Source organism: Streptomyces sp. NPDC001549 (assembly GCF_042894025.1).
Classification (GTDB): Bacteria; Actinomycetota; Actinomycetes; order Streptomycetales; family Streptomycetaceae; genus Streptomyces; species Streptomyces kutzneri.
Map to the genome: position 1 here is coordinate 36,405 of NZ_JBIAVJ010000001.1, position 24,964 is coordinate 61,368.

Here is a 24,964-nt window from a genome sequence, read left to right on the forward strand (position 1 = left end):
CGGCCACCGGTGCGCGTCCCGGGTGATGGATGCCACGCGTAATCCGTGGGTGGCTGTCAGTGCCCGCCCGTAGCCTTGAAACCATGCACGAGACACTCACCCCCGCGGGGCCCGCCCGCCCGTCCGCCGCCGAGGCGAACGAGGCGATACGGCACCTTGTCGAGACCCGGGTGGACGGCGAGTGGCCCTCGGAGGCGTATGAGTTCCTGCTCGCCGAGTGGGCCGAGGCCTCGCGCGCGGAGGTTTCCCCGGCCCTGTAGGCGGCAGGTGCGACGCCGTGGCGCCGCCGACGGTCAGTGCGCGCGCCGCCACGGCCCGGTGATGGCCAGCATGATGCCCGGGTCCTGGATGTTGGCGTACAGCGTGCGCCCGTCCGGGGAGAAGCAGACACCGGTGAATTCGGAGTACTCCGGCGCCTCGGCCGATCCGTTGTTCAGCTCGTTGCGCGCCAGCGGGTAGGTGCGTCCCGACGCGGTCGCGCCGAACAGGTGCTGCAGCCCCGAGCCGTCCTCCGCGATGATCAGGCCTCCGTACGGGGACACGGTGATGTTGTCGGGGCCGTCGTAGCCGCCGTCGGCCGACGGGTCCGCGTTGATCCCGATGAGGACGGTGAGCCGGACCGTGCGCCGCTTGGGGTCGTAGAACCAGACCTGACCGTCGTGGGCCGCGCCCGGGCTCTCCTCACGGGCGTAGGACGAGACGAAGTACGCGCCGCCGTCCGCCCACCACATGCCCTCCAGCTTGCGTCCGCGCGTCACCACGCCGTCCGCGAACTGCTTGCGCACCGGTACGGTCCGGGCATCGCGGTCGGGCACGTCCACCCAGTCGACCCCGTACACGGTGCCGATCTTCGTGGCGCGCGAGAAGTCGTCGACGAACCGGCCGGAGCTGTCGATGCACTTGGCGGCCTGGAGCACGCCGGCGTCGGCCGCGAGCGTACGGAGCCTGCCGCGCCCGTGGTGGAAACCGCGGGGCGGGGTCCAGCGGTAGAGCAGCCCGTTGGGGCCGGAGGCGTCCTCGGTCAGGTAGGCGTGGCCCTGGCGCGGGTCGATGACCACGGCCTCGTGGTCGTAACGCCCGAAGGCCTTGACCGGCTTCGGGTCACGGTTGGCGCGCCGGTCGTGCGGGTCGACCTCGAAGACGTAGCCGTGGTCCTTCGTCATACCGTTCTTGCCGGCCAGGTCCGAGTTCTCCTCGCAGGTCAGCCAGGTGCCCCAGGGGGTGGCGCCGCCCGCACAGTTGGTCGACGTGCCGGCGATGCCCACCCATTCGGCGACCTCGCCGCCGCGCCGGACCTCGACGACCGTGCACCCGCCGGCCGCGGCCGGGTCGTAGACGAGGCCCTCGGTGAGCGGGACGGGGTGGGCCCAGTTCTCCCGCTTGCCCTTGAGCTCGTGGTTGTTGACGAGGAGGGTGACCCCGCGGTGGCCCTCGAAGGCGGCGGTCCCGTCGTGGTTGGACGGGGTGGTCTCGCCGGAGTCCAGCCTGGTGACCCCGCTGTGCGTGATGACGCGGTAGGTGAACCCGGCGGGCAGGGCCAGCAGTCCGGCCGGGTCGGGGACGAGCGGGCCGTAGCCGGGCTCGCAGGGCCGCCCGTGCTCGTCGCGACCGGTGCCGTCCTCGGCGGCGAGCGCCCCGGGGGCGGTGGCGAGGGCGCCGACCGTCCCGGTGAGCGCGACTCCCGCTCCTGCGATGACGGTACGGGCGGTGAAGTCTCTACGGCTGAGCGGCATCGGGTCTCCAGGGGTGGGGAGGTGGTGCGCCTGTCGTGCGGTCGTCGGCGCACACGCTCCCGCCCGCACGTGAACGGCGGCTGAACTACCCACCAAGAGGAACCGACCCCTTGCCCTGCCCCGGAATGGCCAACTCCAGCCGCAGGAACGGCGCATTGTCACCACCCCTCCCGGACACCCGCCCCGGGCGGGCCGGCCCGGGCACCCCGGCCCGGGCGGGCCGGGCACGGCCCGATGCGGATGAGGCGCCCGACCGCCCGAACTCCCCTGGGCCAGACTGCTAGGCCCTGTCGTCCAAGTGCCGTCGGGCCGACGCCACTTCGACGACAGGACCTAGGCCGGGCGGCGGGAGCGGGCCTTGAACGCGGCCTTGCGGGCCTCCTTGGCCGCCTTCTTGTCCGGGTGCAGCCGGCCCATCGCCTCCAGGACGTACGCCGTCGCCGGGTGCTCCACCCGCCACACCTGATCGAAGAAGCCCGTGTGATGAGCGGTCAGGGTCTCCATCAGGAGCGGAAGCTCCTCCGTCTCCCCGTCGGCGGCGAGCTGCGCCGCGATCGTGTCCACCGTCAGCCAGAACACCATCTCCGGGTCCGGCGCCGGTACGTCGCTCACCCCGCGCTCCGCCAGCCAGACCCGGGCGAGCCCGCCGAGCTCCGGGTCGTCCAGCACCGAGCGGACCGCGGGCTCGGCCTCCGGCCCGGCGGGGGCCAGGGCCTGCTGGCACCGGAGCCGGCGCAGCGGGCCGCCCTCGTCGTCCCCGCGGGCGGCGGCCAGCAGCTCGGCGGCCGCGGCGGGCAGTTCCCGGCCCGCCAGCCACTGCTCGATCTCGGCCTGGGCGGCGCTCTCGGAGTAGAAGGAGACCGCGTCGAGGAGGGCGTCGGCGCCCTTCTCGGCCAGTTCACCGACCGCGGGGGCATCGACCCCGGCCTCCAGCATCCGGGCCCGGATCCCGTACAGGCCGAGGGGGGTCAGACGGACCATCCCGTAGCGGGAGACGTCCTCGTCGTCCACGGCGGTCGCGGCGCTCGCGGCCTCCGGCTCCAGGGGTCCGTCGGTCTCCGCCATCAGCTCCTCGTCGACGGGCCGGAACTCCACCAGCCCGATCGGCTCCAGCTGCCGGAACTGGTCGTCGAGCCGCATCATCGCGTCCGAGACCTGCTCCAGGACGGCGTCGGTCGGCTCGCCCATGTCGTCGGGCACGACGATCGACGCGGCGAGGACCGGCAGCGGAACCGGCTCGTCCGCGGACCTGCCCTCGGTGACGGTGAGCAGGTAGAGGTTGGCGAGGACCTCGTCGAGGAAGTCCGCCTCGCGCCCCGGGTTCCAGTCCAGCCGGTCGAAGTCGATCTCGCCGCCCGCGTCCAGCGCGTCGACGAGGTCGTCCAGGTCGGGCACCGCCGCGTCGGCGAGCACCGTGTCCAGCGCCGCCAGCCAGAGGTCGAGCACGTCGCCGGGCGCACCGCCCGTCACCAGCGCGAGGTCCTCACCGGGCGCGGCCGTGCCGAAGCGCTCTTCGTCGCCTTCCCCGCCGTCGTCCTCCGGCTCGGTCACGTCGACCAGACCGGTGTCCACGGCCACGCGCCAGGCCTGGCTCGCGTACCCGGCGGAGTCCGCGTCGGCGGCGTCGAGGCCGAGCACCGCGGCGGCCTCGGGCAGCTGGGCGGTGGCGAGCTCCCCACCGACGCCGACACGGGTGTCGGGTCCGGCCCAGCGGGCAAGCCGTACCGCGCGCGCGAACAGCGGGGCGCCGAGGGCGTCGCGGGCCAGTTCCGCGTCGGAGTGCAGTCGTACGGGCGGCAGCGTGGGGTGCGAGTTTGCGGACATGGGGCGGTTCTCCTCGCGGACGCGGTGGGGCGGGGCAGGGCGGGGTGGAACGGGGTGTGGCGTTGGTGACACGGGCCGTCTGTCGGCCGGACCGTCATGTGCGCCCGGATTTCGATGACATGGCCGACATGACGGGCAGTGCGGGCATGCGGATGTGGCGCAGATGACAGGCGTGGCCTTCGTACGGCGCTCCAGCGTAGACGCATTTCGGGCGTGTCCGGCGGGCCATCCCCTTTGGTTCATCCCACAGTCAGCTGTCGTATTCCCTGGAGGGCTTGACAACTTTGCTGGCCACACAGGAAATTGACGCGCGTAGATGTATAGGGAGCGGCACGCCTCCCGCAGATCTCACTGCCGCACCCCCCACCTTTTCCCTCTCCCACACCGGAGTTCCTGCCCATGCGCTCCTCGCATCCCCGTTCCGCCGCCGTCGCGGCCCTCGTCGCCACCGCACTGGCCACCGGCCTGCTCGCGGGCTCCGCCGACGCGGCCGAAGGCGCCGTGTCCGCCGATCCGATACGCATCCACGACATTCAGGGCACCACCCGGATATCCCCGCTCAACGGCAAGCAGGTCACCGACGTCGAGGGCATCGTGACGGGCGTACGTACGTACGGTTCGCGCGGCTTCTGGATCCAGGACCCGGACGCCGACGACAACGACGCCACCAGCGAGGGCGTCTTCGTCTTCACCAACTCGGTCCCGACCGTCACCGCGGGCGACGCGGTCAAGGTCTCCGGCACGGTCGGCGAGTACATCCCCGGCGGCGTGAACTCCGGCAACCAGTCGGTCACCCAGATCTCCAAGCCGACGGTGACCGTGGTCTCCTCCGGCAACGCGCTGCCCGAGGCCACCGCGATCACCGAGTACTCGGTGCCCGCGGAGTACGCCCCGGCCGGTGACCCGGCCGCCGGCGGCAGCATCAACGGTCTGACCCTGGAGCCCTCGCGCTACGCCCTCGACCACTACGAGTCGCTGGAGGGCATGAACGTCAAGATCGGCACCTCCCGCGTGGTCGGCGCCACCGACCCGTACTCGGAGCTGTGGGTCACGGTGAAGGGCTGGGAGAACACCGCCAAGCGCGGCGGCACCGTCTACGGCTCCTACGAGTCCCAGAACACGGGCCGCCTGCAGATCCAGCAGCTCGCGCCCGTCGCGCAGCAGCCCTTCCCGGTGGCCAACGTCGGCGACCGGCTGACCGGCACCACGGAAGGCCCGCTGGACTTCAACCAGTTCGGCGGCTACACGCTGGCGGCCCGCACCCTCGGCACCGTCAAGGCCGGCACCCTCGCCCCCGAGAAGACCAAGCCGCAGGCCGAGCAGGAGCTCGCGGTGGCCACGTACAACGTCGAGAACCTCGACCCGACCGACCCGCAGGAGAAGTTCGACGCGCTGGCGAAGGCGGTCGTCGAGAACCTGGCCTCCCCCGACGTCCTCGCCCTGGAGGAGATCCAGGACGACAACGGCGCCAAGAACGACGGCACCGTCTCGGCCGAGCAGACCCTCGCCAAGTTCACCGCGGCGATCTCGGCCGCCGGCGGCCCGGCCTACCAGTGGCGGACCATCAACCCGGAGGACAAGAAGGACGGCGGCGAGCCCGGCGGCAACATCCGCCAGGTGTTCCTCTTCAACCCGGCGCGGGTCTCCTTCACCGAGCGCGCCCCGGGCGACGCGGTGACCGCGACCGGCGTGACCAAGGTCAACGGCAAGGCCGCCCTGACTCACTCCCCCGGCCGCATCGACCCCGCCAACCCGGCGTGGGCGGACAGCCGCAAGCCCCTCGCCGGCGAGTTCACCTTCCGCGGCAAGACGGTCTTCGTGATCGCCAACCACTTCGGCTCCAAGGGCGGCGACGAGGGCCTGACCTCGCACCACCAGCCGCCGGTCCGCTCCTCGGAGACCAAGCGACTGCTCCAGGCGCAGGCCGTGAACGGCTTCGTGAAGCAGATCCTGGCGGAGGACAAGAACGCCGACGTCCTGGTCCTCGGTGACATCAACGACTTCGAGTTCTCGGCGACGACGGACGCGCTGGCGGACGGCGGGGCGCTGTACCCGGCGATCAAGTCGCTGCCGAAGGCGGAGCGTTACTCCTACGTCTACCAGGGCAACGCGCAGGTGCTGGACCAGATCCTGACCAGCCCGGCGATCAAGAAGTTCACGTACGACAGCGTGCACATCAACGCGGAGTTCTCGGCGCAGAACAGCGACCACGACCCGCAGGTGCTGCGCTTCCGCCCGTAACCCCCCGGGTCCCGCACTGCAGGGGGTCCGGCCGCCGTCCCGGCCGGGCCCCCTGCCACAATCCCGCCATGATCTTCCGTGAGGCCACCCGCCAGGACCTGCCCGCCGTACTCGCCCTGCTCGCCGACGAGGACTCGGTCGCCGACCCGGCCCGGGTCGTGATCGGCGAGGCGCACGAGCGGGCCTTCGCCGCGATCGAGGCGGACCCGCGCAACGAGCTGCTGGTCCTCACGGACGAGGCGGACGCGGCGGGCAAGGCGGGCGAGGTCGTCCTCGGCTGCCTCCAGCTCACGTACATCCCGGGCCTGGGCCAGAACGGGCAGGAACGGGCGCTGGTGGAAGCGGTACGGATCCGCGCGGACCGGCGGGGCGCGGGGCTCGGCGCCGAACTGATGCGGCTCGCCGCCGAGCGGGCCCGCGCACGCGGCTGCGGCCTGGTCCAGCTGACCAGCAACAAGCGGCGGACGGCCGCGCACCGGTTCTACGAGCGGCTGGGCTTCGCACGCAGCCACGAGGGCTTCAAGCTGCACCTGGAGCCGTAACGGTGCCTTCTCGGACAAGCTGGGGACTTTCGGCCCTGGCGTGACGCTCGACACATCCCTGCCGAATCGACCGGTTGTGGTGGTTGAGTATCTCCACGCTCGATCTTGCTACCGGCTCGTACCGACCGCACTCCCGGAGGATCCTCGTGCTCCCCTCCATCTCCCCCGCTCAGGAAATCGGCCTCGCCGTCCTGCTCGTGGCCGCGATCGTCTGGTTCACCGGCCTCCGCCACATGCGGGAGGACAGCCGTTTCGCCCCCTCGGATCCCGCCGCCGCCGAGGGCCTGCCGATGATTCCGGCCCAGCGCGGCTCCGCCGCGCACCCGATGGAGTCGGTGGAACTGACCGAGGCGGAGAAGCAGGCCTTCGCGGGCCTGGTGCGCACGATCCCCCTGAGCTGACGTCCGGCCCCGCGGCGCCGGACAGGCCCTGACGGTGTGCGGGTGCTGCACGGTGAGGTCCTGCGGGCCATGATCGAGCGGGCAGAACCGAAGCGCACCTACTGGCCCCGCTTTCGTGCCGCCGAGTACGACCAGGCCGATCGGCTCCGCTGAGCCGGTGGAACGTGTGCGTCACTGCACAAGAGCGCCCTCCCGGTCCCGGGAGGGCGCTCTTGTGCAGGCCGACGCGACGGGGCGTCAGTTGTGGCTGTGCAGGACCTCGTTCAGGCCGCCCCAGGCCGCCTTGTACGGGCGGGCCTCGACGGCGCCGGTCACCGAGTTGCGGCGGAAGAGGATGTTGTTGGCGCCGGAGAGCTCCAGGGCCTTGACGATCTGGCCGTCCGGCAGGGTCACGCGGGTGCCCGCGGTCACGTAGAGGCCGGCCTCGACCACGCACTCGTCGCCCAGCGCGATGCCCACGCCCGCCTCGGCGCCGATCAGGGTGCGCTCGCCGATCGAGATGATCTGCTTGCCGCCGCCCGAGAGGGTGCCCATGGTGGAGGCGCCGCCGCCGATGTCGGAGCCGTCGCCGACCACGACGCCCGCGGAGATGCGGCCCTCGACCATGGAGGTGCCGAGCGTGCCGGCGTTGAAGTTGACGAAGCCCTCGTGCATGACCGTGGTGCCCTCGGCGAGGTGCGCGCCGAGGCGGACGCGGTCCGCGTCGGCGATGCGCACGCCCTTGGGCGCGACGTAGTCCGTCATCCGCGGGAACTTGTCGATCGAGGTGACCTGGAGGTGCAGGCCCTCGGCGCGCGCGTTGAGGCGGACGGTCTCGACCTGGTCGACGGCGACCGGGCCCAGCGAGGTCCAGGCGACGTTGGTCAGCAGGCCGAAGACGCCGTCGAGGTTCTGGCCGTGCGGCTTGACCAGGCGGTGGCTGAGCAGGTGCAGGCGCAGGTACGCGTCGTGCGCGTCCAGCGGCTTGTCCTCCAGGGAGGAGATGACCGTGCGTACGGCTACGACCTCGACGCCGCGGACCGCGTCCGTGCGGATCGCCCTGGCCGCGGCGGCGCCCAGCAGCTCCACGGCCTGGTCGGCGGTGAGGCGCTCGGTGCCGGCCGGGCCGGGCTCGGCGACCAGCTCGGGGGCGGGGAACCAGGTGTCGAGGACGGTGCCGTCGGCGGTGATGGTGGCAAGTCCGGCGGCGACGGCGCCGGTGGTACGCGTAGCAGTCATATCCGAAACCTAACCGGCGACGGCCTTCGGTTGCGAACCGGTCTCATGTGACGGTCGCACGGGTCGCGCCGCGTGCCGGGCCTGGCGTGCGTGCGCCCCCAACAGCGCCGCGCCCGCCCCCGCCGCCAGCACCGCGCAGAGCGGCCACAGCAGCCCGGGCGCGACGGAGTAGAGGGCTCCGCCGAGGGGCGGACCGAGGACGACCCCGCTGACCGAGACGCCCGCGTACAGGCTCTGGAACCGCCCGATGGCGTGCTCGGGCGCCTCGTCGGCCATGTGGGCGGTGGCGGTGGTCTTGTAGAGGATCTCCCCGAGGCTCAGCAGGATCATCATCGTCACGGCGCTCGCGATCCCGGCCCCGAGCAGCAGCGCCGCGTACCCGGCCCCGACGAGCACCATCCCGGCGCCGACGACCGGCAGGGCCGGCCGCTTGCGCAGGGCGACGGCGGCGGGCAGTTCCAGAAGCAGGATCACCCCTCCGTTCAGGGCGATGACGAGCCCGAAGGCGCGCGCGTCCAGGCCGTGGTCGGCGAGGAAGACGGGGAAGGTGAAGTACTGCTGGCGGTAGACGATGTCGGTCACCAGGATCGCGCCGAGCAGCACCAGCACGGCGGGGCGGGCGCGCAGTTCGCGCCACAGGCCCCGTTCGCCGCGGCCCGGACCCCCGTCCTGGGCCCCGGAGGGTGTGCGGGGAGCACCGCGGGCCGGGACGACCCGTGCGGTCCAGAGGGCGAAGATGAGCGTGCCGACGCCGTCGCCGACGAAGAGCCAGTCGTAGGAGAAGCCGGTGGCGATCAGGGCGCCCAGCGGCGGCCCGAGGGTGAATCCGCCGTTGGAGGCGCAGCGCACGAGGGCGAAGGCCTGGCGGCGGGCTCCCTCCGGGACGCTGACCGAGATGAGCGCGGAGTTGGCGGCCCGGATCACGCCGGAGGCGTACTGGGCCACGGGCAGGGTCACGTAGAGGAGCGGCAGGGGGAGCAGCGGGAGGGTCGCGAGGGCCAGACCCCCGAGGGTGGATGCGGCGATCAGCACCCGGCGGTGTCCGAAGCGGTCGCCGTACCAGCCGCCGGTGAAGTTGCCGGCGACCAGGCCGATGCCGCTGATTCCGGTGACGAGGCCCGCCTGGGCGGCGCCGAGGCCGCGCGGGCCGGTCAGGTAGAGGAAGACGAAGACGAAGGTGAAGCTGACGACGGCGTTGACGAAGACCCCCGCAGCCAACAGCCACACAACCCTCGGTATGTCCTTGAACCCCTGCAGCACACCCGTGCCCCCGCCCCACTAATAAGTTCCCTTTGGGAACGGACTATGTCAGCATGACAGCCTTGGGTCAACGGACGAAGGAGTTCCCATGGCCCAGCGCACACACCTCGGCGACGCGGACTGCGCCATCGCCCAGGCCCTCGACGTGGTGGGCGACTGGTGGACGCTGCTGATCGTGCGCGACGCCGCGCGCGGTCTGCACCGCTTCGACGAGCTCCAGCGCGAGTTGGGGATGTCCCGCAAGGTGCTGGCGGAGCGGCTGAAGCTGCTCGTCGAGGCCGGGGTGCTGTCGCGCGAGCCGTACCAGGAACGCCCGGTGCGGCACGAGTACCGGCTGACCCCGCGCGGGCGGGGGCTGCTGCCCGTCCTGGTGGCTCTCCAGGACTGGGGAGACACCTGGGTCCTGGGAGAGGGAGAGATGACGGCGACGGCCGACGAGACCTCACGCGAGGCGGAACGGGTGCACGCGCTGCGCGGCACGCGGGTGCCCCCGCTGCTGCTGCCGGACCGTTTCGGCGAGCTGAGCGACCCGGTGGCGGACACCCCGTTCACGGTCCTGTACTGCTTCCCGGGCGCGTACGCGCGCGCCGAGTCCTACCCGCCCGGCTGGGCCGGGATCCCGGGCGCCAGGGGCTGCACCTTCGAGTCGTGCACCTACCGCGACCAGCTCGCGGAGTTCACCGCGGCCGGCGCCACCGTACACGGGGTGTCGACCCAGCGCCCGGACGAGCAACGGGAGTTCGCGGAGCAGGAGCGGCTGCGGTTCCCGCTCCTGTCGGACACGGATCTGGCGCTGACGGCCGCGCTGCGCCTGCCGACGTTCCGCGCGGCGGGCACGAGCCGGATCAAGCGGCTGACGCTCGTCATCGACCGCGACCGCACGGTCCGCGAGGTGATCTACCCGATCCAGGACATCGAGGCGAGCGTGCGGACGGCTCTCGCGGCCGTACGCTCCGCGGGCTGAGCGGCCGCCAGGCCGCCACGCCACCCGGCCGCCACGCCACCCGGCCGCCCGGCCACCGATGGAGCCGCTCCCCCCTTCCGGGTCCGGGCCCCGCCCGGACCCGGTCGTGCGGGCCCGGCCGGTGTCCGAGGACCGGCGCGCGGGAAGGAGTCCGGGCGGCAGCGGCGCGCCTACGACGGCCGCAGGATCCGCCGCAGGACCTCGCGGGCGTAGTCCTCGTCGTACGCGGCGTCCGTGAGCAGGACCTGCAGGCCGATCCCGTCCATGGCCGCCACCAGCGCCCGCGCGGTCACCGGGTCGGTCCGCGGGCTCAGCGCCGCCGACATCGCCTCGCACCACTGCGCCGCCACCGGCCGCAGCGCCGGGCGGCGCAGGGCCGCGAGGTAGAGCTCGTACTCCAGCTCGACCCGGCCCCGGTCCGCCGCCAGGAACTCCCCGAGCAGGCGGGCCAGGGCCCCGGCGAGGTCCGCGTCCGGGTCGGCCAGTGCGGTCGAGTCCGCCACCGCCTGCGCGAAGCCCTCGTTGGCCTGGCGCAGCGCGGCGACCAGCAGGTCGTCCAGCGTCTTGAAGTGGTACGTCGTCGACCCGAGCGGTACGTCGGCCTCCGCGGCGGCGCTGCGGTGGGTCAGCCCGGCGATGCCCCGCTCGCCCACCACCCGGAGCGCCGCGTCGATGATCCGCTGCCGCCGGTCCGGGTCGTAGCGCCGCACACCGGGGGTCATCAGTGGGCCCCGCCGAGATTCAGCAGGACCACCCCGCCGATCACCAGGGCGATCCCGGCGATCTTGGCGGCGGTGGCCGCCTCCCCCAGGAACACCATGCCGATGACGGCGATCGCGGCGGTGCCGACACCCGCCCATATCGCGTAGGCCGTGCCGACCGACATCGACTTCAGCGTCTGCGCGAGCAGGGTGAAGGCGATGACGTAGCCGAGCAGGGTGCCCAGCGACGGCCACAGCTTCGTGAAGCCGTCGCTGTACTTCATGGCGGTGGTTCCGGCGACCTCGGCGGCGATGGCCGCGGCAAGTATGACGTAAGGCATGCGTACAACTGTACACATCGATGCGTACGACCGTACACAAGCGGGGAGGAAAGTCGCGCCATGTCCCTGACATGCTGGTATACGGTGTGCGTTCGATGGGGGAACGAACAGACGGAGCAGATGCATGACGCAGAACGCAGGGTGGGGATCCACGGGGGCGCCGGGGCCGGGAGGCCCGGGCGGCGCGCCGCACTGGGGAGGATGGGCTCCGCCGCCACCGCCGAAGCCCGGGGTGGTACCCCTGCGGCCCCTGGGTCTCGGGGACATCGCGAGCGCTTCGTTCGCCACGCTCGGCCGCCACTGGAAGCAGCTGGTCGGCGTGATGGTGGCCGTGCAGGGCATCATCCTGCTGGTCATGGCCCTGCTGGCGGGCATCGCCGTCACCGCCGTGTACGACCACATCGAGCCCGTCTTCGACCCGCCCTACGGACAGGAGCCGTCGGCCGAGCACCTCGTACCGTTCCTCGTTGCGGCGATCACCCTGTTCGTGCTGCTGTGCGTCGTGGGGCTGCTGGGCATGGCGGTGCTCACCGCCCTGTGCCCGGCGGTCCTCCGCGAGGCGGTCATGGGCCGGCCCACCACCTTCCGCGCGATGTGGCGCACGGCCCTGCGGCGGACTCCCGCCGTTCTGGGCGCGCTGGCGCTCACGGGGCTGATCGCGGGCGCCCCGGTGTTCGCCGCCCTTGCGGTGGGGATTCCGCTGGTGATCGCCTCCGCCTCGGGTGGCGACCCGTCACCCGAGGTTGTGCTCCTCCTGCCCGCGCTCGTGCTGCTCGCCGCCCCGGTGGCCGTCTGGCTCGCCACCCGGCTCGGCCTGGCACCCGCCGTGGCGGTCATGGAGGAAGTCGGTCCCGTGACCGCGCTGCGCCGCTCGGCCGCACTGGTCAAGGGCGACTGGTGGCGGATCTTCGGCATCACCCTGGTCGGCAGCGTGATCGCGATGGGTGTCTCCTACCTGATCCAGATGCCCTTCCAGTTCATCGGCATGTTCGGAATGCTCCCGATCATGGCCGAGGGGGGCGAGGGAACCGGCGGCCCGTCGACGGGCATGATCGTCGCCCTCGTGCTCGGCTTCTCGTTCATTCTGCTCGGCAGCGGCGTGAGCCAGATGTTCCAGATCGCGTACACACAGCTGTTCAGCAGTCTGCTGTACGTGGACCAGCGGATCCGGCGCGAGAACCTGGCCTCCGCCATCCTCGCCGAACTCGCCGCGGAGACCCCCGGCACCGGACCCACGGCCACACCCGGCGCGCCCGCCGCCCCGCCCGCAGACGCACCCCCGGCCCAGCCGGAACCGCCGCGGACCGAGACCGGCCCACAGCCGGATCCGCGGCCGAACGGACAGGCGGACGGACAGCCGAACGGGCAGGCGGACGGCCAAGCGGACAGCTGAGGCGGACAGCTGAGCGGCCGGACGAACAGCCGGCCGACCGGCCGACACGCGAAGGGCCCCCGGCACGACGCCGGGGGCCCTTCCTCGTTCACAACGGCTCAGACGTTGAAGCCGAGCGCGCGGAGCTGCTCGCGACCGTCGTCCGTGATCTTGTCCGGGCCCCACGGCGGCATCCAGACCCAGTTGATCCGAAGTTCGCTGACGATGCCGTCCGTCGCCGACTTCGCCTGGTCCTCGATGACGTCCGTCAGCGGGCAGGCCGCCGAGGTGAGCGTCATGTCGAGGGTGGCGATGTTCGCGTCGTCGATGTGGATGCCGTAGATCAGGCCCAGGTTGACGACGTCGATGCCCAGCTCGGGGTCGACCACGTCGTAGAGGGCCTCGCGGACCTCCTCCTCGGTGGCCGGCTTGATCGACGCCTCGGGCGTCGCGTTCTCGGTCATGCCGTCTCCCTCTCCGCGCCGCCCAGAGCCTGGGCCGTCGCGTCCTTCCACGCCATCCAGCTCAGCAGAGCACACTTCACACGAGCCGGGTACTTGGAGACGCCGACGAACGCGACCGCGTCCTCCAGCACCTCCTCCATGGCCTCGTCGGGCTCGATCTTGCCCTTGGACTGCATCATCTCCAGGAAGACTGCCTGGATCTTCTGCGCCTCGGCCAGTTCCTTGCCCACGAGCAGCTCGTTCAGTACGGACGCGCTGGCCTGGCTGATGGAGCAGCCCTGGCCCTCGTAGGAGACGTCGGTCAGCGTCTCGCCGTCGTACTTCACGCGCAGCGTGATCTCGTCACCGCACGTCGGGTTGACGTGGTGCACCTCGGCGTCGCCGTCGCGCAGGCCACGCCCGTGCGGGTGCTTGTAGTGGTCCAGGATCAGTTCCTGGTACATCGAATCCAGCTTCACTGCGTCCTCGTCGCCTCGTCCGTCAGCCGAAGAAGTTCCGTACGTGCTCCAGCCCGTCGATCAGCGCGTCGACCTCGGCCGGAGAGGAGTACAGGTAGAAAGACGCTCGCGTCGTCGCAGGAATTCCGTAGCGCAGGCAGACGGGGCGCGCGCAGTGGTGTCCCACGCGGACCGCGATGCCCTGCTCGTCCAGCACCTGACCGACGTCGTGCGGGTGGATGTCACCCAGGACGAAGGAGATCGCGGCGCCGCGGTCCTCGGCCGTGGTGGGGCCGATGATCCGCAGGTCGGGCACCTCCGCGAGGCGCTTGATCGCGTACTCGGTGATCGCGTGCTCGTGCGCGGCGATCTTGTCCATGCCGATCGCGGTCAGGTAGTCCACGGCCGCGCCGAGGCCGACGGCCTGGGCGATCGGGGGCGTACCCGCCTCGAACTTGTGGGGTGCCGGAGCGTAGGTCGAGGCGTGCATCGACACGGTCTCGATCATCTCGCCGCCGCCGAGGAACGGAGGCAGGTCCTCCAGCAGCTCCTGGCGGCCCCAGAGGACGCCGATGCCGGTCGGGCCGCACATCTTGTGGCCGGTGAAGGCCACGAAGTCGGCGCCGAGCGCCTGCACGTCCAGCGGCATGTGCGGGGCGGCCTGGGAGGCGTCGATCAGCACGAGGGCGCCGACGTCCTGGGCGCGCCGGACGATCGCCTCGACCGGGTTGACCGTGCCCATGATGTTGGAGACCAGCGTGAAGGAGACGATCTTCGTCTTCTCCGTGATGACCTCTTCGATGTTGGACAGGTCGAGCCGGCCGTCGTCGGTGAGGCCGAACCACTTCAGCTTCGCGCCGGTGCGCTGCGAGAGCAGCTGCCACGGCACGATGTTGGAGTGGTGCTCCATCTCCGTGATGGCGATCTCGGTCTCGCGGTCGACCCGGTAGGGCTCGTCCGCCCAGCCGAGCATGTTCGCGACCAGGTTGAGCGACTCCGAGGCGTTCTTGGTGAAGATCACCTCGTCGCGGCTCGGCGCGTTGATGAAGGCCGCGACCTTGTCGCGAGCGCCCTCGTACAGCGCCGTGGCCTCCTCGGCGAGCACGTGCACGCCACGGTGAACGTTGGCGTTGTGCTGCTCGTAGTACTCGTTCAGCGCGTCGAGCACCTGGCGCGGCTTTTGCGAGGTCGCCGCGTTGTCCAGGTAAACGATCTTCTTCCCGTCGTGGACCACACGATCCAGAAGGGGGAAGTCCTTTCGGATCGCCTCGATGTCGAGGAGGCCAGGCAGCTGTGTCACGCGGTCGCGCCACCCTTCGTGCTGTACGACTCGTAGCCTTCGGCCTCCAGCTTGTCGGCGAGCTCGGCGCCACCGGACTCGGCGATGCGGCCCTCGGAGAAGACGTGGACGAAGTCGGGCTTGATGTAGCGGAGGATCCGCGTGTAGTGCGTGATCAGCAGCGTGCCGACCTCGCCGGTCGCGCGGACGCGGTTGACGCCCTCGGAGACCTGGCGCAGGGCGTCGACGTCGAGACCGGAGTCGGTCTCGTCGAGGATCGCGATCTTCGGCTTCAGGAGCTCCAGCTGCAGGATCTCGTGGCGCTTCTTCTCACCGCCGGAGAAGCCCTCGTTGACGTTGCGCTCGGCGAAGGCCGGGTCCATCTGGAGCTGCTCCATCGCGGACTTGACCTCCTTCACCCAGGTACGCAGCTTCGGCGCCTCGCCGCGGATCGCGGTGGCCGAGGTGCGCAGGAAGTTGGAGACCGAGACACCGGGGACCTCGACCGGGTACTGCATCGCGAGGAAGACGCCGGCGCGGGCGCGCTCGTCGACGGACATCTCCAGGACGTCCTCGCCGTCGAGGGTCACGGTGCCACCGGTGATGGTGTACTTCGGGTGACCGGCGAGCGAGTACGCCAGGGTGGACTTGCCGGAGCCGTTCGGACCCATGATGGCGTGCGTCTCACCCTGCTTGACGGTGAGGTCGACGCCCTTGAGGATCTCGCGGGCGCCGTTCTCGGCCTCGACAGAGACGTGCAGGTCGTGGATTTCAAGCGTTGCCATGGATACCTCAGGACTCCTGGGTGAGGGAGACGAGCACGTCGTCCCCTTCGATCTTTACGGGGTATACGGGTACGGGGCGCGTCGCGGGCAGACCCGAAGGCTTGCCGGTGCGCAGGTCGAAGGCCGACCCGTGCAGCCAGCACTCGATCATGCAGTCTTCGACCTCACCCTCCGAGAGCGAGACGTTCGCGTGCGAGCAGATGTCGTTGATCGCGAACACCTCCCCCTCGGTGGAGACGATGGACACCGGCGTGCCGTCGAGTTCCACCCGCTTCGGGGTGTTCTCCTCCAGCTCGCTGAGCGCGCAGGCCTTGACGTAGTTCATCAGACGGAACCCTGGAGCTCGGTCTCGATCTTGGTGAGCAGACGCTCCTCGATGTCGTCGACACCGATCTGCTGGACGAGCTCCGCGAAGAAGCCGCGGACGACCAGGCGGCGGGCCTCGCCGGCCGGGATGCCACGGGCCTGCAGGTAGAAGAGCTGCTCGTCGTCGAAGCGGCCGGTCGCGGAGGCGTGGCCGGCGCCGACGATCTCGCCGGTCTCGATCTCCAGGTTCGGCACCGAGTCGACCCGCGCGCCGTCCGTGAGGACGAGGTTGCGGTTCATCTCGTAGGTGTCGGTGCCCTCGGCGCTCTTCTGGATGAGCACGTCACCGATCCAGACGGCGTGGGCGTCCTGGCCCTGGAGCGCGCCCTTGTAGACCACGTTCGACTTGCAGTGCGGGGCGTCGTGCGTGACCAGGAGGCGGTGCTCCTGGTGCTGGCCGGCGTCCGTGAAGTAGAGGCCGAAGAGCTCGGCCTCGCCGCCGGGGCCGGCGTAGCTGATCCGCGGGTGGATGCGGACGACGTCGCCGCCGAAGGTGACCACGATCGACTTGAAGGTCGCGTCGCGGCCGACCAGCGTGTTGTGCTGGGAGCAGTGGACGGCGGTGTCGTCCCAGTCCTGCACGGACACGACGGTGAGCTTGGCGCCGTCGCCGACCAGGAAGTCGACGTTGGCGGCGCGCACGCCGTCACCGGTGTGGTCGATGACGATGACGGCCTCGGCGAAGGCCTGCACGTCGAAGACGGTGTGGCCGAAGGTGGTGCCGCCCTCGCCGTGCAGCGTCACGCGCACCGGCTCGGTCAGGACCGTCTCCTTGGGCACGGTGACGACCGTGGCCTTGGCGAAGGACGAGAACGCCTGGGCGGCGATCCGGTCCACCGGGGTGCCGGCCTTGCCGATGCGCGCGTCGTCGCGCTCCACCGACTCGACCGTGACGCCCTCGGGCGCGTCGATCTGGGCCTTCATGGTGCCGTTGGCGACCGCGGTGCCGTCGTGCAGGCCCTTGAGGCGGGCGAGCGGCGTGAACCGCCACTCCTCCTCGCGGCCGTTCGGAACCGGGAAGTCCGCCACGTCGAAGGACGGGGGCGCACTCATCCGGGTGGCGACGGTGGACTCGGCGGCCACCGCGATCGCGCCGGCGGTGGTCGAACCCGCCGGAATGTTCTGAGCCTCAGCCATGGCTGTCGTCTTGCTCACTCTCTTTAAAGAACACTGCCTACGTCAAAGGATGTGCGGCGGGGGATGCCGCGCGGCCGGCGGTCAGCCGACCGATCCCTCCATCTGCAGCTCGATCAGCCGGTTCAGCTCCAGGGCGTACTCCATGGGCAGCTCACGCGCGATGGGCTCGACGAAGCCGCGCACGATCATGGCCATCGCCTCGAACTCCGTCATACCGCGGCTCATCAGGTAGAAGAGCTGGTCGTCGGAGACCTTGGAGACCGTGGCCTCGTGGCCCATGGAGACGTCGTCCTCGCGGACGTCCACGTAGGGGTACGTGTCCGAGCGGGAGATGGTGTCGACCAGGAGCGCGTCGCACAGCACGTTGGACTTCGAGCCGTGGGCGCCCTCGCCGATCTCGACCAGGCCTCGGTAGGAGGTGCGGCCGCCGCCTCGGGCCACCGACTTGGAGACGATGTTCGAGGAGGTGTTCGGCGCCATGTGGACCATCTTGGAGCCGGCGTCCTGGTGCTGGCCCTCGCCCGCGAAGGCGATGGACAGGGTCTCGCCCTTGGCGTGCTCGCCCATCAGGTAGACGGCCGGGTACTTCATGGTGACCTTGGAACCGATGTTGCCGTCGATCCACTCCATGGTCGCGCCCTCGTACGCCACGGCGCGCTTGGTGACCAGGTTGTAGACGTTGTTCGACCAGTTCTGGATCGTCGTGTAGCGGCAGCGGCCGCCCTTCTTGACGATGATCTCGACCACGGCGCTGTGCAGCGAGTCCGAGGAGTAGATCGGGGCGGTGCAGCCCTCGACGTAGTGGACGTAGGCGTCCTCGTCGACGATGATCAGCGTCCGCTCGAACTGGCCCATGTTCTCCGTGTTGATACGGAAGTAGGCCTGGAGCGGGATGTCGACCTTCACGCCCTTGGGGACGTAGATGAAGGAGCCGCCGGACCACACCGCGGTGTTCAGCGACGCGAACTTGTTGTCGCCGACCGGGATGACCGTGCCGAAGTACTCCTGGAAGAGCTCCGGGTGCTCCTTGAGCGCGGTGTCCGTGTCGAGGAAGATGACGCCCTGCTCCTCCAGGTCCTCACGGATCTGGTGGTAGACGACCTCGGACTCGTACTGGGCCGCGACACCGGCGACGAGGCGCTGCTTCTCCGCCTCCGGGATGCCGAGCTTGTCGTACGTGTTCTTGATGTCCTCGGGCAGCTCCTCCCACGAAGCGGCCTGCTTCTCGGTGGAACGCACGAAGTACTTGATGTTGTCGAAGTCGATGCCCGAGAGGTCGGAACCCCAGTTCGGCATGGGCTTCTTGTCGAACAGCTTCAGGCCCTTGAGGCGGAGCTTGAGCATCCACTCCGGCTCGGACTTCTTCGCCGAGATGTCGCGGACGACATCTTCGGACAGACCCCGCTTGGCAGCGGCACCGGCCGCGTCGGAGTCGGCCCAGCCGTATTCGTAAGTGCCCAGGCCATCGAGCTCAGGGTGAGCGATCTCCGTGGTCATGCGGGGTTCCTCCCGGCCGTACTTGCAGATACTGATGTGTCGGTCTGTGTGGTGCTCGCGCCACGCGGAATGAACGTCGTGCACACCCCGTCGCCATGGGCGATCGTGGCGAGGCGCTGCACATGGGTCCCCAGCAGGCGGGAGAAGACCTCGGTCTCCGCCTCACAGAGCTGCGGGAACTGCTCGGCGACGTGTGCGACCGGGCAGTGGTGCTGGCAGAGCTGTTCACCGCTGTGCGGACCGGGAGCGCTCTTCGCCGTAGCAGCGTACCCGTCCGTGGTCAACGCCCTGGCAAGGGCCTCCGTGCGCTCCTGCGGGGCGGCGGCCTCGACGGCCTCCTTGTAGGCCCGCGCCTGCGTTTCCATCCGCGACCTGGCGAAGGCGGCGACGGCCACCTCGCCCTGCTCGCCGCCGCCGGCCGACTGCGCGATCCAGCGCAGGGCGTCCGCGGCGAGCGTGTCGTAGGACTGGTCGAAGGCGTCGCGGCCGCAGTCGGTGAGCGCGAAGACCTTGGCGGGCCGACCCCGGGTGCGCGCACCGTACACACGCTGCTCACGGGGTTCGACCACGTCGTCGGTGACGAGCGCGTCGAGGTGGCGGCGGACGGCGGCCTGGGTGAGGCCGAGACGCTGGGCGAGGTCGGCGACGGTGGACGGACCGTGGTCCAGGATCGAGCGCGCCACGCGGTTGCGGGTTGACCGCTCCCCGGTGCCGAGCTCCCCCTGAGGGGTGTCGATCTGCCGTTCGCCGTATTTCACAACGCCATTGTTGCGTAATTAACCGAGCGACGACAAGCCGTGATGGACGCCACTCCTGGTGGCCTCCATCACTAAGGGTCACCTTATTTATCGACGGAGAGTTATTCGGAGGGTGATATTCCGCTACCTTTCCGGATGCCTCCGACGAGCCCGAAAACCGCCCCCCACCAGCACACCTGCATCTGAAGCGGCTCCCCGGCGCCGGGAAGATCGGCTTCCGGAAAAGATCACTGAAACATGCCGACGCTTCCAGGGCCGACCGACTGAAAAGAACCGTATTCGCGACGCGGCGTTCGAATCACCGGCGCCGAACCGAAGAGGAACCGGAGGCGAAGGGGCCCTGACCCCGGGACCCACGGCCCCTCCCCCGGCTCCGTAGACTCACCCCTCATGAGCAACGACCCCGCCGTGGAGATCCGCGGACTGGTGAAGCGGTACGGCACCAAGACCGCGGTGGACGGCCTGGACCTCACCGTCCGGAGCGGCTCCGTCACCGCGGTCCTCGGTCCCAACGGCGCGGGCAAGACGACCACGGTGGAGGCCTGCGAGGGCTACCGCCGCCCCGACGCCGGCACCGTCCGCGTCCTCGGCCTCGACCCGGTCGCCCAGGCCGGGGCCCTGCGCCCGCGGATCGGCGTGATGCTGCAGTCCGGCGGCGTCTACTCCGGAGCCCGCGCCGTCGAGATGCTCCGCCACATGGCCAAGCTCCACGCCGACCCGCTCGACGTCGGCACCCTGGTGGAGCGCCTCGGACTCGGCGGCTGCGGCCGCACCCCCTACCGCCGGCTCTCCGGCGGCCAGCAGCAGCGCCTGGCCCTGGCCATGGCCGTGGTGGGCCGCCCCGAGCTGGTCTTCCTCGACGAGCCCACCGCCGGCCTGGACCCGCAGGCCCGCCGCGCGACCTGGGACCTCGTACGGGAGCTGCGCGCCGACGGGGTCACCGTCGTCCTCACCACCCACCACATGGACGAGGCCGAGCAGCTCGCCGACGAGGTCGCCATCGTGGACGCGGGCAAGGTCATCGTCCACGGCAGCCCCGAGCAGCTGTGCCGCGGCGGCGCCGAGAACACCCTGCGCTTCACCGGCCGCCCCTCCCTCGACCTCGCCTCGCTCCTGAAGGCGCTGCCCGACGGCACCGAGGCCGCCGAGCTCACCCCGGGCGTCTACCGGGTCACCGGCGAGGTCCACCCGCAGCTGCTGGCCACCGTCGCCTCCTGGTGTGCGCAGCACGGCGTGATGCCGAGCAGCCTCACGGTGGAGCGGCACACCCTCGAGGACGTCTTCCTCGAACTGACAGGCAAGGAGCTGCGCGCATGAGCGCCGGTACGTTCACCCCCAGCCCGGGGGCCGCGCCCGTGTCCCGCATGATCCTCGCGCAGACGGCGCTGGAGACCCGGATGCTGCTGCGCAACGGGGAGCAGCTGCTGCTGACCGTGATCATCCCGGCGCTGCTGCTGACCCTCTTCTCCGCCGTGGACATCGTCACTGTGCCCATTGAAGAGGGGGGCAGCGAGAAGTCCGTGGACTTCCTCGCGCCCGGGATCCTGGCGCTCGCCGTGATGTCCACCGCCTTCACCGGCCAGGCCATCGCCACCGGCTTCGACCGCCGCTACGGGGTCCTCAAGCGGCTCGGGGCCTCCCCGCTGCCGCGCTGGGCCCTGATGGCCGCCAAGACCCTGTCGGTGCTGGTCACCGAGGTACTGCAGATCACCCTGCTGACGGTGATCGCCCTCGCGCTGGGCTGGTCCCCGCAGGGCGACCCGCTGTCGGTGGCCGCGCTGATCCTGCTGGGCACCGCCGCCTTCTCCGGCCTCGGGCTGCTGATGGCGGGCACCCTCAAGGCCGAGATGACCCTGGCCGCCGCCAACCTGGTCTTCCTCCTGCTGCTGGTCGGCGGCGGGGTGATCGTGCCGTTGGAGAAGTTCCCGGAGGCCGCGCAGTCCGTCCTGGGGCTGCTGCCCATCGCCGCCCTCTCCGACGGGCTGCGCGAGGTGCTCCAGCACGGAGCTTCGCTCCCCTGGGGCGACGCGGCCGTACTGGCGGGCTGGGCCGTACTCGGTCTGGGCGCCGCCGCACGGCTCTTCCGCTGGGAATGAAATCCCTCCCCTCGCGGCGGCGATGCCGCGAGGATGGGCCCCTCACACATGAAGCCGGGGGGCGGACATGGTGCAGCGGGACGCCGTTCTACGGCTGGACGATCAATGGGCACGGGTGCGGTCGGGGGCGGAGCACACGGAGCCCGGGGAGCGTGAGCGGCTCCTCGACGAGCTGATCGGGGCCCTGCGCCCGTTCACGGACGACCCGCGGTGCACCGCGCTGCTCGGGCTGCGCCTCGCCGACCGGGCCGCCGCGCGGTTCGCCGCGGGGGACCGTGCCGGCGCCCTCGCCACGATCGAGGAGGGGCTGCGCAGCTCCGAGCGCGCGGCGGGGCACTCCCCCGAGTTCGCCCGCTGGTACGCCCGCGGGCTGATCAACCACGGGGTCTGGCTGTCCTGGCCGCTCAGCGACGGGGCCCGGCTGCCGAAGCACCCGCTGGGCCCGGCCGCCGGCGAGGGGCCGAGCGCCATGGAGCGGGCGGCCGGTGAGCGCGCCCGCGATCTGACCCGGACCGCGGTGGAGGTCTGGGCGGGACTGGACCAGCGGGATCCGGTCAACCGGCGGGGCCTGGCGCAGGCCAAGGTGTTCCTCGGGGACCGCCTCGCCGAGCTGGGGTTCGCCGAGGAGGCCGTGGCCTGGGCCGTGGCCGCCGAGTCCGACTTCCGCCGGCTGCTGCTCGCGGCCCCGGCCGCGGAGGAGTCCGGGGAGGCCGAGGAGGCCCTCGACCACATCGGCCGCCAGCTGGAACTGCGGCTGCGCTTCCTGACCTTCGGCTCGCTGGTCAGCCTGCGCGCGCAGGGGATGCTGCCCGAACGGCTGCTGCCCCGGGCCGTGGTGGCCGCCCGTATCCAGGGGGTGGCGGAGCCGCGGATCGCGGCCGGGCTGGGTCTCGACGCCGAGCAGGTGCGCACGATGCTGGAGGTCACCCCCTGGCTCGCGGTGTGGCGCTTCGAGGTGCGCGGACCTGACGGCCTATGGAACGTACTCGAACATCCCTGGCACAGCACTACAGAAGTAAGGAATCGGACTGCCGAGGACTTAGCGGGCGAATTAGTACGCGGGTTCGCCGACTCGGCGGACTACCCGGGCGACGGAGCCCATTGGCGCATCCTCCTGTGGTGGCAGGAGGAGGGCGACCCCGCGGGAGCGCGGTACCGGCTGGCCATCGGCCCGGACGCGCCCCTGGCCACCCCCTCGTGAAACTTTACACAAGGGGTCGCCTACGATATGGGGCGTGTTGAACCCCCTCGCCCACATCACCAGCCGCTGGACCCCGTCACCCCGGACCGTCCAGCGGGCCGCACTCGCCGCGCTCGTCATGAGCGTGGTCATCGTCGTCACCGGCGGCGCGGTACGGCTGACCGGATCCGGCCTCGGCTGCGACACCTGGCCCAAGTGCACCGACGACAGCCTGATCGTGACGCAGGAGCAGGGCTTCCACGGCGCCATCGAATTCGGCAACCGCATGCTGACCTACGTGCTCAGCGCGGCCGTCGGCTGGGCGATCATCGCCGCCCGCTCGGCCAAGCCCTGGCGGCACTCCCTGACGAAGCTCGGCTGGGTGCAGTTCTTCACCGTGATGGCCAACGCCGTACTGGGCGGCATCACCGTCCTCACCGGGCTCAACCCGTACAGCGTGGCCGGGCACTTCCTCCTCGCCACCGCGCTGATCACCGTGACGACGGTCACCTGGCAGCGCACCCGCGAGGGCGACGGCGCCCCCCGGCCGCGCGTGCCCGGCCCGGTGCGCAAGCTGTCGTGGGCGCTGCTCACGACCACCCTCGTCCTGATCGCGGCGGGCACCGTCGTGACCGGCTCCGGTCCGCACGCCGGCGACAGCAGCGAGATCAAGCGCATGCCCTTCGACTGGGACACCACCGCCCACGTGCACGCCGTCTCCGCCTGGCTGGTGTGCGCGCTCGGTATCGCTATGTGGCTGGTCCTGCGCGTCGTGGACGCTCCCGCCGACACCCGGGCCCGCGCCCGCGACCTGCTGGTCGTGCTGCTCGCCCAGGGCGCGATCGGCTACGTGCAGTACGCCACCCAGGTCCCCGAGGCCCTGGTCGCCGCCCACATGCTCGGCTCCTGCCTGGTGTGGATCGCCGTGGTCCGGATCGCGCTGAGCCTGCGCGAGCGGCCGGCTGAGCAGGCGGAGATCCCCGCCCAGGCCGACCCGCAGCTCTCCGCCGCCTAGGTGCCCTGTCCGGGCGATCTTCGTGGATCAGGCCGCGGCGTCTGGTGCGGTGCATCGCAAGGCGGAGGAGCGCAGCTCGTACTTGGCCGTACTCGCGCGCTCCGACTACGCGGCGAGGTGCCGTGCCAGGCGTCGCCGGCCCGCGAAGATCGCCCGGACAGGGCCTGGCCCCCAGCCTCCGGTCCCTACCCCCTGTCCAGGCGGTAGACGCGGCGGGCGTTGCCCGCCGCGACCAGGGCGGCCACCCGTTCCGCGTCCCGCCAGGACCAGGAACCCTCGGCGGCCCAGCCGCCCAGCACCCGGCCCAGCGCCTCGCGGAAGACCAGGGCGCCCACCGCGTGCAGTTCGGGCAGCTGCCGCCCGCCGCTGGAGAACAGCACCTTCCCGAACGGGGCGATCTCCAGCAGCTCCGCCAGGACCGCCGCGGCCCGTGACCCGGTCTGCCCGAGGGCCGCGCCCGTATCGGCGTAGACGTGCGGGAAGGCCGCCGCGAGCTGCGCGGTGCGGCGGTGGTGCGGATATCCGCCGAGCAGTACCAGCCGTGTCCCGAGGCCCGCGGTGGCCCGTACGAACCCGGTCAGCGCGGCCGGGTCGGCCTCGCCCGTGTGCAGCTGGAGCGGCAGCCCCGACGCCACCGCGCTCCACAGCAGGTGGGCCAGGAGTACGGGGTCCCGTACGGCTCCGCCCCGCGGCCGCCGGGCCAGCCACCGCCCGGCCGCCCCGCGCACCGCGCCGGGACCGGGCGGCTCGGGTTCGACGGGCGGGATGTCCGTGCGGGCGAAGGCCGTGGCACAGGTGAAGGCCGCGGCCCCGGTGGCGGCGTGGTGGACGGCCTCGGCGAGATTGGCGAGGAAGGCACCCACCGTCCCGGAGGTGTCGGCGACCTGCTCGGCCAGTAACTCCAGCCGGACCGACTCGAAGGCCTCAGCGTCCCCGGCGAGCGCCAGTTCCTTGGGCCCGGTGAGATCCCCGGGCACCCCGGTGTCGACCAGGTAGGCGGCGACGCCGGATCCCCTCAGCAGCCGCCGGGCGGTCTCGGCCGCGCCCAGCTCGCGCCGCCGCGCCAGATAGCGGGCGGGGGTGGCGTGCGGCTCCAGCCCCAGCAGCGGCGGGCACCAGCGGCGCACCGCGAAGCCGGCCTGTGTGTCGAAGAAGGTGGTGCCCGCGGCGGGCGGGCCGGCCGAGCGCATCAGCTGGGCCTCGAAGGTGCCCAGGCCCAGCTCCGTACGGAGTACTCCGTGGCAGTACTGGTCCGCCAGGGGCGGCGTTTCGATCATCCGGGCATCCCGTTGCGGACGTGAGGAAGGGGCTTCCACACGTCCTAACGGGTGAGCGGGGTGTGAGGTGTTGCTC

Annotated in this window: 25 protein-coding genes; 10 read left to right on the forward strand and 15 right to left on the reverse strand. The window is 71.3% G+C overall.

The annotated features are described in order from the left end of the window. Positions 1 to 83: 83 nt before the first annotated feature. A complete protein-coding gene (locus ACFY04_RS00180) occupies positions 84 to 260 on the forward strand; it encodes a hypothetical protein (RefSeq protein ID WP_189735878.1) in 177 nt (58 codons plus the stop codon). A 33-nt stretch (positions 261 to 293) separates the two neighbouring features. On the opposite strand, the gene ACFY04_RS00185 is transcribed toward ACFY04_RS00180, so the two are convergent. Together ACFY04_RS00185 and ACFY04_RS00190 are read right to left on the reverse strand one after the other, a co-directional pair. Beyond that, positions 294 to 1,733 (reverse strand): alkaline phosphatase PhoX, encoded by a 1,440-nt coding sequence (locus ACFY04_RS00185; protein ID WP_389113406.1) that lies wholly within the window; start codon positions 1,731 to 1,733, stop codon positions 294 to 296. 333 nt (positions 1,734 to 2,066) lie between these two features. Continuing rightward, positions 2,067 to 3,557: a hypothetical protein gene (locus ACFY04_RS00190; protein WP_389113408.1), complete on the reverse strand. Its 1,491-nt coding sequence runs from the start codon at positions 3,555 to 3,557 to the stop codon at positions 2,067 to 2,069. A gap of 399 nt (positions 3,558 to 3,956) precedes the next feature. Here ACFY04_RS00190 and ACFY04_RS00195 point away from each other — a divergent pair, with 399 nt between their 5' ends. The 3 genes from ACFY04_RS00195 (at position 3,957) to ACFY04_RS00205 (ending at position 6,741) form a co-directional block, all read left to right on the forward strand. Beyond that, entirely contained in the window at positions 3,957 to 5,798 is a 1,842-nt protein-coding gene (locus ACFY04_RS00195) for an endonuclease/exonuclease/phosphatase family protein (RefSeq protein ID WP_389113410.1), read from the forward strand. 68 nt (positions 5,799 to 5,866) lie between these two features. Next, on the forward strand, positions 5,867 to 6,340 hold the full coding sequence (locus tag ACFY04_RS00200; protein WP_389113412.1) for a GNAT family N-acetyltransferase: 474 nt from the start codon (positions 5,867 to 5,869) through the stop codon (positions 6,338 to 6,340). Positions 6,341 to 6,486: 146 nt separating this feature from the next. Further along, positions 6,487 to 6,741 carry a hypothetical protein gene (locus ACFY04_RS00205; protein ID WP_389113414.1) on the forward strand — a complete coding sequence of 85 codons (255 nt, stop codon included), beginning with the start codon at positions 6,487 to 6,489 and terminating at the stop codon, positions 6,739 to 6,741. Positions 6,742 to 6,978: 237 nt separating this feature from the next. Here ACFY04_RS00205 and dapD read toward each other — a convergent pair whose 3' ends face one another. Both dapD and ACFY04_RS00215 read right to left on the reverse strand, forming a co-directional pair. Beyond that, positions 6,979 to 7,959: a 2,3,4,5-tetrahydropyridine-2,6-dicarboxylate N-succinyltransferase gene (gene dapD / locus ACFY04_RS00210; RefSeq protein ID WP_389113416.1), complete on the reverse strand. Its 981-nt coding sequence runs from the start codon at positions 7,957 to 7,959 to the stop codon at positions 6,979 to 6,981. Between the two features lie 9 nt (positions 7,960 to 7,968). Beyond that, a complete protein-coding gene (locus tag ACFY04_RS00215) occupies positions 7,969 to 9,186 on the reverse strand; it encodes an MFS transporter (protein ID WP_389113418.1) in 1,218 nt (405 codons plus the stop codon). 121 nt (positions 9,187 to 9,307) lie between these two features. On the opposite strand from ACFY04_RS00215, the gene ACFY04_RS00220 reads away from it, so the two are divergent. After that, a complete protein-coding gene (locus ACFY04_RS00220) occupies positions 9,308 to 10,183 on the forward strand; it encodes a winged helix-turn-helix transcriptional regulator (protein WP_389113420.1) in 876 nt (291 codons plus the stop codon). 170 nt (positions 10,184 to 10,353) lie between these two features. On the opposite strand, the gene ACFY04_RS00225 is transcribed toward ACFY04_RS00220, so the two are convergent. Both ACFY04_RS00225 and ACFY04_RS00230 read right to left on the reverse strand, forming a co-directional pair. Then, on the reverse strand, positions 10,354 to 10,905 hold the full coding sequence (locus ACFY04_RS00225) for a TetR/AcrR family transcriptional regulator (protein ID WP_389113422.1): 552 nt from the start codon (positions 10,903 to 10,905) through the stop codon (positions 10,354 to 10,356). Further along, positions 10,905 to 11,225 carry a DMT family transporter gene (locus ACFY04_RS00230; RefSeq protein ID WP_389113424.1) on the reverse strand — a complete coding sequence of 107 codons (321 nt, stop codon included), beginning with the start codon at positions 11,223 to 11,225 and terminating at the stop codon, positions 10,905 to 10,907. Before ACFY04_RS00230 ends, ACFY04_RS00225 begins: the two co-directional genes overlap by 1 nt. A 124-nt stretch (positions 11,226 to 11,349) precedes the next feature. Between ACFY04_RS00230 and ACFY04_RS00235 the strand changes: the two genes are divergently transcribed. After that, positions 11,350 to 12,618, forward strand: coding sequence for a hypothetical protein (locus ACFY04_RS00235; protein WP_389113426.1), 1,269 nt, complete (start codon positions 11,350 to 11,352; stop codon positions 12,616 to 12,618). Positions 12,619 to 12,716: 98 nt separating this feature from the next. On the opposite strand, the gene ACFY04_RS00240 is transcribed toward ACFY04_RS00235, so the two are convergent. The 8 genes from ACFY04_RS00240 to ACFY04_RS00275 all read right to left on the reverse strand — a co-directional run bounded on the left by ACFY04_RS00240 (position 12,717) and on the right by ACFY04_RS00275 (position 19,320). Then, a complete protein-coding gene (locus tag ACFY04_RS00240; RefSeq protein ID WP_030009139.1) occupies positions 12,717 to 13,061 on the reverse strand; it encodes a metal-sulfur cluster assembly factor in 345 nt (114 codons plus the stop codon). Then, positions 13,058 to 13,519: a Fe-S cluster assembly sulfur transfer protein SufU gene (sufU, locus tag ACFY04_RS00245; protein ID WP_150256905.1), complete on the reverse strand. Its 462-nt coding sequence runs from the start codon at positions 13,517 to 13,519 to the stop codon at positions 13,058 to 13,060. The genes ACFY04_RS00240 and sufU overlap by 4 nt, the downstream gene beginning before the upstream one ends. Positions 13,520 to 13,541: 22 nt before the next feature. Continuing rightward, complete coding sequence (locus ACFY04_RS00250) at positions 13,542 to 14,798, reverse strand: cysteine desulfurase (RefSeq protein ID WP_030009137.1); 1,257 nt, start codon at positions 14,796 to 14,798, stop codon at positions 13,542 to 13,544. Then, positions 14,795 to 15,562 (reverse strand): Fe-S cluster assembly ATPase SufC, encoded by a 768-nt coding sequence (gene sufC, locus ACFY04_RS00255; RefSeq protein WP_030720347.1) that lies wholly within the window; start codon positions 15,560 to 15,562, stop codon positions 14,795 to 14,797. The genes ACFY04_RS00250 and sufC overlap by 4 nt, the downstream gene beginning before the upstream one ends. A 7-nt stretch (positions 15,563 to 15,569) precedes the next feature. Next, on the reverse strand, positions 15,570 to 15,887 hold the full coding sequence (locus ACFY04_RS00260; protein WP_030009135.1) for a bifunctional 3-phenylpropionate/cinnamic acid dioxygenase ferredoxin subunit: 318 nt from the start codon (positions 15,885 to 15,887) through the stop codon (positions 15,570 to 15,572). Continuing rightward, a complete protein-coding gene (gene sufD, locus ACFY04_RS00265; protein ID WP_389113428.1) occupies positions 15,887 to 17,065 on the reverse strand; it encodes a Fe-S cluster assembly protein SufD in 1,179 nt (392 codons plus the stop codon). The genes ACFY04_RS00260 and sufD overlap by 1 nt, the downstream gene beginning before the upstream one ends. Before the next feature lie 81 nt (positions 17,066 to 17,146). After that, the gene (sufB, locus tag ACFY04_RS00270) at positions 17,147 to 18,562 is read right to left on the reverse strand and encodes a Fe-S cluster assembly protein SufB (protein WP_389113430.1); all 1,416 of its coding nucleotides are present in this window, start codon (positions 18,560 to 18,562) and stop codon (positions 17,147 to 17,149) included. Then, positions 18,559 to 19,320 (reverse strand): helix-turn-helix transcriptional regulator, encoded by a 762-nt coding sequence (locus tag ACFY04_RS00275; protein ID WP_389113432.1) that lies wholly within the window; start codon positions 19,318 to 19,320, stop codon positions 18,559 to 18,561. Before ACFY04_RS00275 ends, sufB begins: the two co-directional genes overlap by 4 nt. 390 nt (positions 19,321 to 19,710) lie before the next feature. Here ACFY04_RS00275 and ACFY04_RS00280 point away from each other — a divergent pair, with 390 nt between their 5' ends. The 4 genes from ACFY04_RS00280 to ACFY04_RS00295 all read left to right on the forward strand — a co-directional run bounded on the left by ACFY04_RS00280 (position 19,711) and on the right by ACFY04_RS00295 (position 23,611). After that, positions 19,711 to 20,637 (forward strand): ABC transporter ATP-binding protein, encoded by a 927-nt coding sequence (locus ACFY04_RS00280; RefSeq protein WP_389113434.1) that lies wholly within the window; start codon positions 19,711 to 19,713, stop codon positions 20,635 to 20,637. Beyond that, on the forward strand, positions 20,634 to 21,416 hold the full coding sequence (locus tag ACFY04_RS00285) for an ABC transporter permease (protein ID WP_389113436.1): 783 nt from the start codon (positions 20,634 to 20,636) through the stop codon (positions 21,414 to 21,416). The genes ACFY04_RS00280 and ACFY04_RS00285 overlap by 4 nt, the downstream gene beginning before the upstream one ends. A 67-nt stretch (positions 21,417 to 21,483) precedes the next feature. Then, on the forward strand, positions 21,484 to 22,617 hold the full coding sequence (locus ACFY04_RS00290; protein ID WP_389113438.1) for a hypothetical protein: 1,134 nt from the start codon (positions 21,484 to 21,486) through the stop codon (positions 22,615 to 22,617). A 25-nt stretch (positions 22,618 to 22,642) separates the two neighbouring features. Beyond that, complete coding sequence (locus tag ACFY04_RS00295) at positions 22,643 to 23,611, forward strand: heme A synthase (RefSeq protein ID WP_389113893.1); 969 nt, start codon at positions 22,643 to 22,645, stop codon at positions 23,609 to 23,611. Between the two features lie 185 nt (positions 23,612 to 23,796). Here ACFY04_RS00295 and ACFY04_RS00300 read toward each other — a convergent pair whose 3' ends face one another. Then, entirely contained in the window at positions 23,797 to 24,888 is a 1,092-nt protein-coding gene (locus tag ACFY04_RS00300) for an amidohydrolase (protein WP_389113440.1), read from the reverse strand. Positions 24,889 to 24,964: the final 76 nt, after the last annotated feature.